Source organism: Prevotella sp. C0026C3, assembly GCF_056590795.1.
This window is the reverse complement of the sequence record NZ_JBWPWW010000027.1, coordinates 1-14,508: the sequence shown is the minus strand read 5'-3', so window position 1 is coordinate 14,508 and position 14,508 is coordinate 1. Positions and strand designations below refer to the sequence as shown.

General features: G+C 45.1%; 9 protein-coding genes and 1 pseudogene. 3 read left to right on the top strand and 7 right to left on the bottom strand.

Annotated features, from left to right (window positions below; genetic code table 11):
- Positions 1-77: 77 nt before the first annotated feature.
- Positions 78-431 (bottom strand): annotated as a pseudogene (locus AC1EK4_RS11305) (ParA family protein); the annotation flags it as partial.
- 421 nt (positions 432-852) lie between these two features.
- On the opposite strand from AC1EK4_RS11305, the gene mobA reads away from it, so the two are divergent.
- The 3 genes from mobA to mobC are packed head-to-tail and all read left to right on the top strand — an operon-like array spanning position 853 to position 4,556.
- Positions 853-1,281, top strand: a complete 429-nt coding sequence (gene mobA, locus AC1EK4_RS11300; RefSeq protein WP_004291488.1) for a conjugal transfer protein MobA — start codon at positions 853-855, stop codon at positions 1,279-1,281.
- Positions 1,260-2,507, top strand: a complete 1,248-nt coding sequence (mobB, locus tag AC1EK4_RS11295; RefSeq protein WP_480358304.1) for a conjugal transfer protein MobB — start codon at positions 1,260-1,262, stop codon at positions 2,505-2,507. Before mobA ends, mobB begins: the two co-directional genes overlap by 22 nt.
- A gap of 30 nt (positions 2,508-2,537) precedes the next feature.
- The gene (gene mobC, locus AC1EK4_RS11290; protein WP_004291482.1) at positions 2,538-4,556 is read left to right on the top strand and encodes a conjugal transfer protein MobC; all 2,019 of its coding nucleotides are present in this window, start codon (positions 2,538-2,540) and stop codon (positions 4,554-4,556) included.
- Between the two features lie 131 nt (positions 4,557-4,687).
- On the opposite strand, the gene AC1EK4_RS11285 is transcribed toward mobC, so the two are convergent.
- From AC1EK4_RS11285 to AC1EK4_RS11260, 6 genes are all read right to left on the bottom strand, one after another.
- Complete coding sequence (locus tag AC1EK4_RS11285; protein ID WP_004291481.1) at positions 4,688-7,942, bottom strand: P-loop NTPase fold protein; 3,255 nt, start codon at positions 7,940-7,942, stop codon at positions 4,688-4,690.
- Between the two features lie 16 nt (positions 7,943-7,958).
- Positions 7,959-9,089 carry an ATP-binding protein gene (locus AC1EK4_RS11280; RefSeq protein ID WP_004291480.1) on the bottom strand — a complete coding sequence of 377 codons (1,131 nt, stop codon included), beginning with the start codon at positions 9,087-9,089 and terminating at the stop codon, positions 7,959-7,961.
- Positions 9,090-9,390: 301 nt separating this feature from the next.
- Positions 9,391-9,996, bottom strand: coding sequence for an RteC domain-containing protein (locus AC1EK4_RS11275; protein ID WP_004304269.1), 606 nt, complete (start codon positions 9,994-9,996; stop codon positions 9,391-9,393).
- Positions 9,997-10,234: 238 nt separating this feature from the next.
- Positions 10,235-10,657: a dihydrofolate reductase family protein gene (locus AC1EK4_RS11270; protein WP_004291474.1), complete on the bottom strand. Its 423-nt coding sequence runs from the start codon at positions 10,655-10,657 to the stop codon at positions 10,235-10,237.
- A 279-nt stretch (positions 10,658-10,936) separates the two neighbouring features.
- Complete coding sequence (locus tag AC1EK4_RS11265; protein ID WP_004291471.1) at positions 10,937-12,259, bottom strand: sigma-54-dependent transcriptional regulator; 1,323 nt, start codon at positions 12,257-12,259, stop codon at positions 10,937-10,939.
- The gene (locus AC1EK4_RS11260; RefSeq protein ID WP_480358301.1) at positions 12,252-14,507 is read right to left on the bottom strand and encodes a hybrid sensor histidine kinase/response regulator; all 2,256 of its coding nucleotides are present in this window, start codon (positions 14,505-14,507) and stop codon (positions 12,252-12,254) included. Before AC1EK4_RS11260 ends, AC1EK4_RS11265 begins: the two co-directional genes overlap by 8 nt.
- Between the last annotated feature and the right edge of the window lies 1 nt (position 14,508).

Here is a 14,508-nt window from a genome sequence, read left to right as displayed (position 1 = left end):
AGTGGGTCAATAATAAATCGTTTTACTGGGTCTAAAATACTTTGCCAGCGTGGGTCAAATTAGTGTGGCTTTTCCACCGTGACAGTGGATTTGCCGATGCCACCTTTCTGTGTTGCGAATGCAACGAAGATTTCCTTACTCATAGTTCCATTTATTTTAATTGTTGATGATTTGTTTTTCTGTTTCCATACGGATTTGGCTGTCGCACCATCCGCTTCCGTGACTACACACGCAGGCGGGTCGTCGCGTATCCGGTTCTGTGGTGAAGCGGTGCGTCGGACAAATGGTGATTGACGACATTGCGTCATGAAGTCATTGAATCCATACGTCACCGAATTGTCGGAGAACCGGGTTTCCGACGGTTCGGGTATCCGTTTCGGCAAGTATCCGAAGAAGCGGATTTCCGGGTATTTGAATGTTCCGTTTATCATATCTTCAAATCGTTCGTTTCTTGAATCATGCTGCAAATAAACAAGTATATTTTGGAACCTGTATCACTTCTCCGGCAAGTGGCGGCACGTTGCGCCGGTTGGCAGTCATTGACCGGGTCAAGCATCTGTCCGATACCGCTTTAAGGGCGTAACTTTGCACCCGGACAGCAGGGTTCGCCGATGACGCGCGGCCCGGAGTCCTGAAAGGTATTTTCCCAATCCGTCCCCTGACGGATTTTTATGTTCACCTGAACATAGCAAGATGTCTTTTCAGCCGCTCAAAATATTTTGAGCAGCCACGAAAAGCACTTGCCCTTGCAGGGGGCGGGCTTTCCCTCCGAAGTCGGGAAGCCTTTCAGAACTGCGGTGCTGTAATCCGAAGCGGCGGCTTATGCCGTCAATCCGCTAAATCCAAAGTAATATGAAAGAGAAAAGGAAAAGCAAATCAGGGAGAAATCCCAAACTTGATCCGGCGGTGTACCGGTACACCGTCCGTTTCAACGAGGAGGAACACAACCGTTTCCTCGCCATGTTCGGAAAATCGGGTGTCTATGCACGGTCTGTTTTCCTCAAAGCGCACTTCTTCGGGCAACCGTTCAAGGTGCTGAAGGTGGACAAGACGTTGGTGGACTATTACACCAAACTGTCGGATTTTCATGCACAATTCCGTGCCGTGGGTACGAATTACAACCAAGTCGTGAAGGAACTGAGGCTGCATTTTTCAGAGAAAAAGGCGATGGCGTTGCTCTACAAATTAGAGCAACACACCGTCGAACTCGTGAAACTGAGCCGCCGGATTGTGGAACTTTCAAGGGAAATGGAGGCAAAATGGTCGCAAAAATCAGTGTAGGAAGTTCGTTGTACGGCGCGATTGCCTACAACGGGGAGAAGATTAACGAGGCGCAGGGGCGGCTTCTCACCACCAACCGCATCTACAATGACGGTTCGGGAACGGTGGACATAGGCAAGGCGATGGAGGGTTTTCTCACCTTCCTGCCACCGCAGATGAAGATCGAGAAGCCGGTGGTGCATATCTCTCTCAACCCGCACCCGGAGGATATGCTGACCGATATTGAGTTGCAGAATATCGCCCGCGAGTATCTGGAAAAACTCGGTTTCGGAAACCAGCCTTATCTTGTATTCAAGCACGAGGACATCGACCGCCACCACCTGCACATCGTGACGGTCAACGTGGACGAGAACGGGAAAAGGCTCAACCGGGATTTTCTCTACCGCCGCAGCGACCGTATCCGCAGGGAACTGGAACAGAAGTACGGATTGCATCCGGCAGAACGTAAAAATCAGAGATTGGATAATCCGTTGCGCAAGGTGGCCGCATCGGCAGGTGATGTGAAGAAGCAGGTAGGCAACACCGTGAAGGCTCTGAATGGGCAGTACCGTTTCCAGACGATGGGCGAATACCGTGCGCTCCTTTCCTTATATAATATGACGGTGGAGGAAGCGAGGGGCAACGTGCGCGGACGGGAGTATCACGGGCTGGTCTATTCCGTCACGGACGACAAGGGTAACAAGGTGGGCAACCCGTTCAAATCCTCGCTTTTCGGGAAGTCCGCAGGCTATGAAGCCGTACAGAAGAAGTTTGTCCGTTCCAAATCGGAAATCAAGGATAGGAAACTGGCAGACATGACGAAACGCACCGTCCTTTCCGTGCTGCAAGGCACTTATGACAAGGACAAATTTGTATCCCAACTCAAAGAGAAGGGCATCGACACCGTACTGCGCTACACAGAGGAAGGGCGCATCTATGGGGCTACCTTCATCGACCACCGCACGGGATGCGTGCTGAACGGTTCGCGCATGGGTAAGGAGCTTTCGGCGAATGCCTTGCAGGAACACTTCACCCTGCCATACGCCGGACAACCGCCGATACCGCTATCCATCCCTGTGGATGCTGCGGACAAGGCACACGGGCAGACCGCCTACGACAGTGAAGATATATCGGGCGGTATGGGCTTGCTCACTCCCGAAGGTCCGGCGGTAGATGCCGAGGAAGAGGCTTTCATCCGGGCGATGAAGCGCAAAAAGAAGAAAAAACGCAAGGGCTTGGGTATGTAATCAGAGTATCAACAATTAAAAAATCAATGTATGTCACAACAAGAAGACGATTTGAGGGCATTGGCGAAAATCATGGATTTTCTGCGTGCCGTGAGTATCATTTTAGTGGTCATGAACGTGTACTGGTTCTGCTACGAAGCCATCCGGCTGTGGGGCGTGAACATCGGCGTGGTGGACAAAATCCTTCTGAACTTCGACCGCACGGCGGGGCTGTTCCATTCCATTCTCTACACGAAGCTGTTTTCCGTCCTTTTGCTTGCCTTGTCCTGTCTGGGTACGAAGGGTGTCAAGGGTGAGAAAATCACTTGGGGGAGAATCTGGACAGCATTTGCCGTCGGGTTCGTGCTGTTTTTCCTGAACTGGTGGTTGCTGCCCCTGCCGCTGCCGCTTGAAGCGGTGACGGGACTGTATGTCCTTACCATTGGAACGGGCTATGTCTGCCTGTTGATGGGTGGTCTGTGGATGAGCCGCCTGTTGAAACACAATTTGATGGAGGATGTTTTCAACAACGAGAACGAGAGTTTCATGCAGGAAACGAGGCTTATCGAAAGCGAGTATTCGGTCAATCTGCCGACACGTTTCTATTACAGGAAACGCTGGAACAACGGTTGGATCAATGTAGTTAATCCCTTCCGTGCGTCCATCGTGTTGGGTACGCCGGGCAGCGGCAAGTCCTATGCCGTGGTAAACAATTTTATCAAGCAACAGATTGAAAAGGGCTTTAGTCAATACATCTACGATTTCAAGTATCCCGACCTATCTACTATTGCCTACAACCATTTGCTGAACCACCCGGACGGCTACAAGGTAAAGCCGAAGTTCTATGTGATCAACTTCGACGACCCGCGACGCTCTCATCGGTGCAATCCCATTCACCCGGATTTTATGGAAGATATTACGGATGCCTATGAGAGTGCCTACACAATAATGCTCAACCTCAATAAAACGTGGGTGCAAAAGCAGGGCGACTTCTTCGTGGAGTCACCTATCATTCTGTTTGCCAGTATTATCTGGTATCTCAAAATCTATCAGAACGGGAAGTTTTGCACGTTTCCCCATGCTATCGAGTTTCTGAACCGCCGTTACGAGGATATATTTCCGATACTGACCTCTTATCCGGAGCTGGAGAACTACCTTTCGCCGTTCATGGATGCGTGGCTTGGAGGGGCTGCGGAGCAGCTCATGGGTCAGATAGCGTCGGCAAAAATCCCGCTTTCGAGGATGATTTCACCGCAGCTCTACTGGGTGATGTCAGACAGCGAGTTTACGCTGGACATCAACAATCCCGAAGAGCCGAAAATCCTCTGCGTGGGTAACAATCCCGACCGTCAGAATATCTACGGTGCGGCACTCGGTCTGTATAATTCCCGTATCGTGAAGCTCATCAACAAGAAGGGGATGCTGAAGTCATCGGTCATCATCGACGAGTTGCCCACAATATACTTCAAAGGGTTGGACAATCTTATAGCTACCGCCCGAAGCAACAAGGTTGCCGTGTGTCTGGGCTTTCAGGATTTCAGCCAGTTAGTGCGTGACTACGGGGACAAAGAGGCGAAAGTGGTGATGAACACTGTCGGCAATATTTTCTCCGGTCAGGTGGTGGGGGAAACAGCCAAGACGCTCTCCGAGCGGTTCGGTAAGGTGTTGCAGAAACGGCAGTCCATCTCCATCAACCGGCAGGATGTTTCCACCTCCATCAACACGCAGATGGACGCGCTCATTCCACCGAGTAAGATTTCCGGGCTTACGCAGGGAATGTTTGTCGGTTCTGTATCCGACAACTTCAACGAGCGTATCGAGCAGAAGATTTTTCATTGCGAGATTGTGGTGGATGCCGAAAAGGTGAAACGGGAAGAAAGTGCCTACAAGAAAATTCCCGTCATTACAAACTTCACGGACGAGGACGGCAACGACCGCATGAAGGAAACGGTGCAGGCGAACTACCGGCGCATCAAGGAAGAGGTGAAGCAGATTGTGCAGGAGGAACTGGAGCGTATCAAAAACGATCCGGTGCTGTGTAAACTGCTACCAGATAATGAGACTGTCTAACAAGTCCCCAAAATTGAAAATTATCCCTATCGAAGTTTGAAGTGACCCCCAAAAGTTGGATACAATTTTTTTGGGGGGCACTTCAGTTCTGACGGGTAAAATCGTAAAATTCGGACTTGTTAGACAAATACTTACGCGGTTTCAACCTCAGGTACTGAATCTATCGAATTGACAAATTTAACCAATTGCGGATCTGAATCTTTTTGTATGAGGTTTCGGAGACTCTTTTTCAATTCATAAGCATCATCCCCTGCTGTATTTATTAAATCCATATAAAAATCTTTGTTTTGCAGAATCAATGAACGGCATGCCCCATCGGAAATTACAGGTTTCACTATTTTATCAATAACGTCTCCAGCTTGACTTTTCAAATTACCATGCGATCTAAGCCATGTTTCGAAAAATTGAAACTTTATTGCATTGATAGTCTTTTTACCGATGCAGAAATCATTTCTTATATCGGTAACTGTCGATTTAATTTTTCGTTTATCCAATCTTTCAACTATATTCTTGAAACAATTAGGGAAAGGATTCAAACTTTGAGTTCCAGAAGCAATATCCATCAGAATCTTTTTGCCAAATTCAGTCAAGTTATCTGGCAAGGATTTGATTTTAGCCAGTAAATGTTTTATTGCGACAAACCAATAATATGATGTATGTGCTGTTCTTTGGGCGTATAATGTATCAACACTTATTTCAGACAACGCTTCGAACGCTATTTTATTGATATGATCGGTCAGGACATTGCTTATTTTAGTGGTCAAATCGTAAAAAGATGCGTCAGGAATTACATCTTTAATATTGTTCTTAGTGATATACTTATCCAAATCGGTATTCCACTCTGCTAAATGCTCGATAAATACCTCATCCGTTACACCTATTCTGTTCTTAATATCTTCAAATTGGGGCAATATGTCTGAGAGCAATAATTTATAGCCAAGTTTATGATTTACCATGTATTGTAGTGTTTCATTTAATAGCGGTATATTCCATCCCACACTATTTACTAATAAGTCTCCATGATCCACATAATAGTCCATGAGTTCTGCAACATATTTTATATCTCCACCCTCTATTAAGGAAACGGAATGACCATGTGCCAATTGCATGGCGACTAAATCGTAATATCCAGACTCTTTAATGTTTCGGCCATCAGTTTCTAATTCAGAATGCAACTGATTTATGTAGGTTGAATCTAACGTTACAGGTAAAGGTCTTTCTTCGTCAGATGCCAATAAACGATAGGTTGTAAATATAGCCCCTATATTATCTTTATTTACATTCTGTTCATCAATGCAATTCGTGATCGCTTGCAAAAGCGTTGGAAACGTATAGGTAGAATTATCTTTTAACGTTTTTACAATATCTGCATGGTCGAAATTATCGGGTAGTAAGTTTGCCAAATAATTATCGAGCGCCTCCGAATTTGTTGCTACTTGATAATATTTATATGCTTTAGTTGTCGCGTTATCCCGATAGGCAGCATCTGTTGCATTTGCAGCTTGAATATAATCGATAAATGTATTTGGCTTGACTGTTTTTGCTTCAATCAATGACGTAAAATCGCACGCCAACTTATTTTGCGCAATAAACCTGTCTATTGCATCTAACGTTTTGAAATAGTCGCCGCCATTGAAGTCATTGAACCGAACTATCTTCTTATATAATTGAGCAATCACATGGTTTTGGCTTTCCGTGTCTAAATGCAACAGCAGTTCTTGGTATTCGACAGGGAACACCTGCTTCTCTATGGATTCTTTTAATTTCAATTGTGCTATTCTTTGCCATACACGCAGAATAACATCGCTCTTTCGAGTTAATTTATGCAAACAATGTATAATCTTATCGATAAGCGCATTGTCCATACATTGTATAACTTCTTCTAATACAGTGTCAAATTGTTTATTAGTCTCTGCATATTGATTTATGTCGTGGTCTTCTTCTCCGTTGATGCAGCCTTCAATATATTTTTTCAATGGAATTTGTCGAGCATCTTCAACATCGACACCATATACCAAAGCTGCAATTTCGCGTTGTGTTTGCAGATCATTGTTAATTATTGTTTGAATGCCATTCAGATAGTCGCCGGACAATATTTGTTCTACTGGATTTGCCAGAATATCCGTCTTCTTCAAACAGAACAATGCTATGTTTATCATCAAAATTTCGTTACACCACTCTTGTTTAAGAGCGACCATCTCATTGATATATGATATAATTTCCCTAACATTGGCATTAGGATTTACCAATCTGAATATCCGATTTATAGTTTCTTTCGCTTCATTTTCTGTTTCTCCAAATGCTTCAACAAACAGTTTGTTGAATATACTTCGATAGTCGGTAATAACAGGAGGAGCAACACGATAAACAATAGGGAAAGTTTTATTGATAAAATACTTGGTCAGTTGTTTCGTTTGTTCGTCGGTCTCATCTCCGAATGCACAAGCTAAATGTGTTTCATCGAAAGGAATAACAGCCCAAACATTTTCAAAACCGCTATCGGCGAAGAACGTATGGATAGAAGACCATAATTCTTTTACTTTTTCAGCGGGGAGACGATCCATGTTGTCAAAAACAAGGACTAATTTACGTTGTCCTTTTTCCTTGATAAAATCAGAAATGTCTTGCATCCATGTTTTGAACTCGTAAACCGTTGGTTCGTCTTCGCTCAAAGTCTCATAGCAAACGTCCTTTTCGACTTTATCTTGATAAATAGCTAACATATAACTCCATCCATATTTATGATCTTTGCTATATGCCCATTTCCAAACGCACAATGCAATAAGAACTGGCAGTGCAGCTATGATAATAGACAATAAAGAAAACCACCATGTTGTGGGTGTAGGTTTTACTGCATACGCAATAAATGTAAATATCGGAGTTAAAACTGCAACCAAAAATGCCGCAACCATACCATTACTGATAAGGGGATATTTTTCGGTTACGGTCTCCGTTTTACGGGCTAATAAATATTTCAGCTTTTCAGACCATGATACGGTTTTCGTACCTCCACCTTTGACTTTTATTGTTGCATTTCCAGATAGGATACCATCATCAATAAGTTTGCTTGTAAGCAATTCCAATATAGAGCGGCGTTGCAAGTCCTCTTGATGTCCCCATGCGTCATACTCAAAAAAGTAATAGTCGTCTGATAATTCACGTTCCAACATTTTAACCACGTTGGATTTTCCAGATCCCCAAATACCTTCGATGCCGATAATTCGAGGTAAAGTACATTCCTCATCCAATGAATCATTCTGACAAAAATGGCGAGCAATAGTTTTTGCCAACCTTTCTTGCGAACCTCCATCGAATTTGTCAATACCACACGGTTTATTTTGGATAAACCGCGGATATTGCTGTTTGGATTGTAGTTTTGTTTCCATATACGTAATTTATTGATTATACGAACTCCAAATAATTCTCCCGATTTACCACATGAAACTCGGCATAGGGATAGGCTTCTTGGAAGGCTTTCGGTGCGGCCGGCATTTTATTTCCCCACTTGAACTCCAAGGCGGTAAGACTGTCGGCACTCTCCTCAATCAGGTCGATTTCCTGTTTGTCGTAGGTGCGCCAGAAATAGAACTCCCTGTGCAGTCCCTCATTGAAGTTCGCTTTGCGCCGCTCTCCGATGATGTAGTTCTCCCACAGCGCACCGACATCCTGCCGAATGGCCAGCGGTGAGAAAGCCCCGATAATGGCATTGCGAATGCCGTTGTCGTAGAAGTACCACTTGCCAGCTTTTGTAACCTCCTTGCGTAGGTTACGCGAATAAGCCCCCAGACGATAGATAACGAAGACCTTTTCCAATAGGTCGAGGTATTTTTCAACGGTCGTCTTGCTCATGCCGAGTTGTTTACCTAACTCTTCGTAAGAAACTTCGCTGCCCAACTGAAAAGCTATCAATCGCAGTAGATCGCGCATCTTGCTCGAATTTTTTAAGCCGTCAATTGCTAAGATATCTTTAAGCAGGTATGCACCGACAATATCACGTAGGTAGTCTGTTTTACGTTCATAGTTCTCCATCATTACTACTTCGGGATAGGAACCGTAAATCAAGCGCGCTTCGAGGTTCTGGCGGGTTTCAAGTGCCGTTTCCGTCTGTGCGATTTCCCGTTGCGAGAATGGTGTAAGGAGAAATTGCGTACTGCGGCCGACCAACGGTTCACCAGTCTTATTCAGCAAATCGAATGACGAAGAACCACTTGCCAAGACACTTATTCCCGGTATTTCATCAACTATCAACTTCAGAATACTACCGATTTGTGGTATGTTCTGTGCCTCATCAATAGCCAGCAAATCAATACCATCCAATAAATGCCGATAATTGGCTATTGAGCGATTCTCCAATAGTGCTAATGTGTCGTAGTCTTCGCCGTTGAGCATCATCGTCCTACCTGAATAGTTGTCCACAATTTTACGCATCATTACCGTTTTACCAACACGGCGAGCACCAAAAATCAGTACTGCTTTATTGGGCGCGATTCGTGCTGTAATCTTCTCTTGAAGTATTCTATTTACTGTTTCCATACCTTATAAAATATAATGCAAAGATAATCATATTTTTTTAATTGGCGAATTTTACAAAAAAAACGGGCTATTAAATGGCGATTTTTACAACCACAATCTTATGGAAGTTGTTTCATTGTTTTTAGTAATGATATATGTTCATACTATGATGACTCAATAATTTACCAGACATACGTTTCTGAAATTTGTCCTTATAGGAATGAAAAACTCACATATATTGTGCTAATTAATATATAATTAAATGAAAATAAAAAGACAGGATACGAGTATTCCTGTCTTCTCATATGTAATGGATATTTTTTTATTTTCTCATCCGCTCCAACTCCTCATCACGCAACATTCTCTCGTTCAGTTTTTCCTGCATCCTGTCAATGAAATAGGTGCGGCTTTCGTTCTTCCGGCGTTTGATATCAGTGTAGAAGCGGTAGCAGTCTTTAGAATCAACCCCGAATATCTTATAGAGAAGTGGGGCGAGCTGTTTGAGCGGCATATTGCCGTTGTTGATGCAGCCCATCACGTCTATGCCGTAGATAAGTTCCACGAGGTCGATGGCATTGCCCGTCCATTGAAGAAGGCTGGCGGTGGTTTCTGTTGCGTTGTTGGCGGATATTAGTGGTGGCACTTGGGGCGTGGCAAGGAATTTCTGCATCTTTCTTACGAAAGACAGAGCCTTGCTGACGTAGGCGGCAATCTCTCTTTTTTCTTCTGACAGATTACGTACGGGATGGTGCTGCAACTCGATTTCGATGTAGGCAAGCGCGATGACGGTAAGGTTCATGTCCATGCCGCCGTTGCACAGTTCGATCACTTGGGTGGCGAAAGCCGTGTATGCCGTTTCCATATTGCAGTCGCCGGCTTCGTTTATCAGGCGGAAAAAGTCGGTTTCCGCCAGCAAGAAATAATTCATGGTTCTGTCAATTTTGAAAATTACACTTTGTTTTCTGCGTGCGCACATGAATATAATTGGCAAAAAACGCGGCAGAAAATAAAAAATCCAACACTCAATTTTACAAAGTGCTGGATTTCAGAGGTATAAAATTCAGTATTTTTTCACAAGGACAAATTATCTCCGACTTAAATTGTTTGTAATCGGAACATTTATTCTATTCCTGAAAATAGAAATGTATGCTTGCCGCACATTTTGGCTATCTTGCTTTTTTATCAAGGATATAGATAATGCGACATACACCGTTGGGATAGCTTTTCAAAGAGGAAAGCGTCCAGTGTTGCTCTGGCAGAGCCGACTTAAAAAAATGTCGTCCGCTTCCGGATATGAAAGGAACGGTGTATAGTATGATTTCATCCACAGCGTGCATCCGCAGCAGTCCGTTTATATAGTCTGCCGTGTCCGGTGTGGCTTCCGCGAGGTAACGGATGTTTGTGCAGTCTTTTCTCCATTCGTGCAGCATTGAAATGGAATAGTCCGGTGTCACACGGTAAAAGGCTTTCTTCCTGATTTCATCAAGACCGCAACGGTCAAGGCACAAATCCTGATGTGCTTTATCATATAACTCTGAAGAAAGACATCCGTCCATCGTCAGTACGGCGAGAATCTGAACTTTACCCATAATCGTTTCCTTTCGTTAGGCAAGGGTAAAAAAGTAGCGTGCAATTCACACTACCTTCAAGCGATGGCTCTGGTAAAGCCTTTACGGAGAGTACGTGAATGCACGCTATGCGTAAGCATAGCATAAGCATCACGCAATCGTCTCCGTAGTTCCAATTTACCAGATTTTCGCTTGAAACGCCTTGCGGTCTTATCCTATATGTTGGCGGCGAAAAGCTCCTGCCAATCGCCGTTTTTCTCAAATGTTATGCAAAGATAGCCAAATTCAGTGAATTACGGGCTATGATTGCTTGAATTTATATTTAAGTCCATACTCTTCAAGTTTGCTGTATAGTGTTGTCCTGCCTATGCCGAGCAGTTCTGCGGCGACACTCCGGTTGCCGTTTGCCTGTTTCAACGCACGCAATATCCGCTCCTTATCCTCCGCGTCATTGCGCAAGGCGAAGCTGACAGTAGAGGTCGGTTTCGTCACGGCAAGTTCCAGATGCTCTTTCATGACAACACCTTCCTGCGCCTGCAATACAGCACCCATAACTTTCTGCCGAAGTTCCCGCACGTTGCCCGGCCATGCGTGTGTCAGCAACGCTTTACGTGCTTCGGAACTGAACCCGCTCACGCTACACTCCAGCTCTCTGTTTGCCATATCACGGAAGAACTCTGCCAGCGGCATAATGTCTTCTTGACAGTCACGCAACGGAGGAACGGTTATCCCGAAGTCGTGCAGGCGGTACAGAAGATCCTGCCGAAAACGCTTTTCATTCACCGATACCTCCAAATCTTCATTGGTAGCAGCGATGATGCGGACATTGAAATTCCGGTCTGCCTTGTCTCCGACCGGGCGATACCGCCTCTCCTGTATGGCACGGAGCAACATCTGTTGGGTTTCCAACGCGAGGTTTCCTACCTCGTCCAGAAACAACGTGCCGCCTTCCGCCTCATGGAAATATCCTTTCTTGGCATTGTCCGCACCTGTAAATGCACCTTTGACGTGTCCGAAGAAAGCCGACGGTGCAAGCTCTTTGGAGAGTGAACCGCAGTCCACCGCCACAAATGGCTTGCCTGCACGTTTGCTCTTGTCATGCAACAGGTGGGCAATATGCTCCTTGCCCGTGCCGTTCTCACCAAATATCATCACGCTCATATCGGTGGCGGCTACCAGCCTTATGCGGTGCATGATTTTCTGAAAGGCGGAACCTTCACGGGCGAATATAGGCATACGGCGTTGTCCTGCCTGACGTTCTTTCAGTATGGAACGGATCAGGGGGACAAGTTTATCCTCCACAAGCTGTTTGGGAATATAGTCTATCGAGCCGAGTTTCATGCTTTCCACGGCGGTATTAACTTCGGCGTAGTCGGTCATAATGATGAAGGGCTGCATCTTTCCCTCCTTTCGCATCCAGCACAAAAGGTCTATGCCACTGCCGTCAGGCAGACGCAGGTCGGCAACCACGATATCATTATCTGTTGCCTGTTGCAGATGTTTCTTCGCGGTTGAGAGGTGGTAAGCCTTCATATTGCGGTAGCCCTCCCGTGACAGCATATTGCAGACATATTCGCAATACACGATGTTGTCTTCCACCACAATTATTTTTGTCTTATTCATCTTCGTATTTTCTCCTTTCCTCTTCTGCCAACCGTATTATTTCCACTCCCTTATCCAGCACGGCAGTCACGGCATGGCTTAACGCTTCACCATCCGGGAGAGCATCGCCACGAAGCAATCCGTAAAGTACATTCAGCGGTTGGTCGGCACGGAGCACCTCCCACGAACTGCGCAGGTGGTGGATCAGGGAATCCAGCTTTTGCAGGTCTTTTTCTTTTGCTGCATCCCGTACCGCCTGCATTTCCTTTTCTGTTTCAGTTATCAACTTTTCCAGCATGACGGCTTCATTGCCATAGGACAATAAGGCGGAAAAGTCCGGTTTCCCGTCCGGTGTCGCTTTTATGGCACACCTGTCGGAAACCTCCATCAGTTCCGATATGGAGAACGGTTTGAACAGGCATCCGGCAAAGCCTTTTGCCAATAGTTCCCCTTTGTTACAACTGCCCGAAGCGGTTGCCACAACCACCGGGATTGTTGGTGAATTGCCCACGTTGGACGAACGCAACAGTTCCAGCAATTCGAAACCGTTTATATCGGGCATATTCAAGTCTGTCAGCAACAGGCTGTATTCTTTCTGGCGTATCATTTCCATCAGTGCCGCAGCATCGGTGCAAGTGTCGCAGTGTATTCCTTCTTGGGAATACATCTCTTTCAGCATCAGAAGTAATACCTCATCATTGTCAATGGCGACAACATCATGGAATTTATTGTTATGATAAACAGGTGTATTGCTTGTATATCCAAGCTGTTCTTCAGCTTCCTGCATAGAAATTTCAACTGTGAAACGACTGCCTTTCCCTTTCTTGCTGTCTAAACGGATTGTTCCGCCAAGCATCGACACAATATTACGCATTATGGCAAGCCCAAGCCCGAAACCCTCCTTTGCGGCGGCATTTGATAGACGTTCAAACGCACCGAACGCTTGTTTCTGTTCCTCTTCTGTCATGCCTGTACCTGTATCTTCAACGACCAGTGTCAGAACTCCATTATCATATTCAGTAATCAAAGAAACACCGCCTTCTTCTGTGAACTTGACAGCGTTTGACAGCAGGTTATTCCCGATTTGTATTATTCGCTCTTTGTCGGTCAATACAATGGCATCGTGTCCAGTCTTCACGGACAAGGACAGCCCTTTGTTCACGGCAACAGGCATGAACTCCGTTTCAAGTGTGTGCGTGATTGCTGAAATCCGGCAGGGTGACAGACGGGGCTGTTCCTTGCCGTTGTCCAGGCGGAAGAAGTCAAGCAAAGTGTTAAGCATATCCCGCATACGGTCGGAGGATTGCAGTATGTTTTGGATATACTGCCCGAACTTATCCTCACACTGTTCTTTCCGTATCAGTCCGGCATAGCCTGTTATTGCTGTCAGCGGTGTGCGCAGTTCATGGGTGATAGTATGTACCGCCTTCTTCCTTGACGTTATCAGTGCCTCGTTCCGTTGTACGGATTGTTCCAGTTGCCTTATCAAATCAGTTGTCTTGTGCTTGTATTGTTTAATGCTTTTTGCATCACGATGTATGATGATGTAGGAAATTAACAACAATAGAAGAACGAATCCCATTAAACCGCCTACTTGCATAAATGACTTTTCACGCATGGCAACTATTTCGTTTTCCCGGCTTTGCAGTTCGGTTTGTACCTTTTCTTCTATTTGGCAAATCAATTCTTGCAGTTGTCTGTTAAGTTCTGCATTACGAGCTGCAAGGCTGTCGGCTTGTTCCGACAATTGGCGATCCTGCACTTTCTGTTCGCTGATTACGTTTCTATTGACCGAATGAAGGATAGTGGTTGATACTGCTGGAGTTACTTCCTTTTTTTTGCCGAATATGCCTAAGAAACCTTTTCGTTTTGGCTTTTTGGACTGTTCCTGCACACTTTTCTGTACAATAACCGGAATTTGATTGGCTATCTTCTTGTTAATAGATTGTTGTTCATCCATTAACCGGACTATCTGGAACATCTGTCGTTCCTTATCCTCTAAAAGACTGCGCACACTATCGATGCGCTCTGCTGGATAGGTGGCCTTGAAACGGCAGAGCATACTGTCCATTGCCATACGCCGTGCATGGTAATGCTCGATATCTTTATCGTTCCATTCCAGTATTGTTTCACCCAATAGAGAAAATTTTATCATTTGAATATTGATATTGTTTATTTCTTTTCGGAGCTCGTCTATTTTTTTATTGCCAAGTTCTAATGCTTCTATCTCCTGCCATTCATAGAGGCTATTATATGCCATACATCCGATA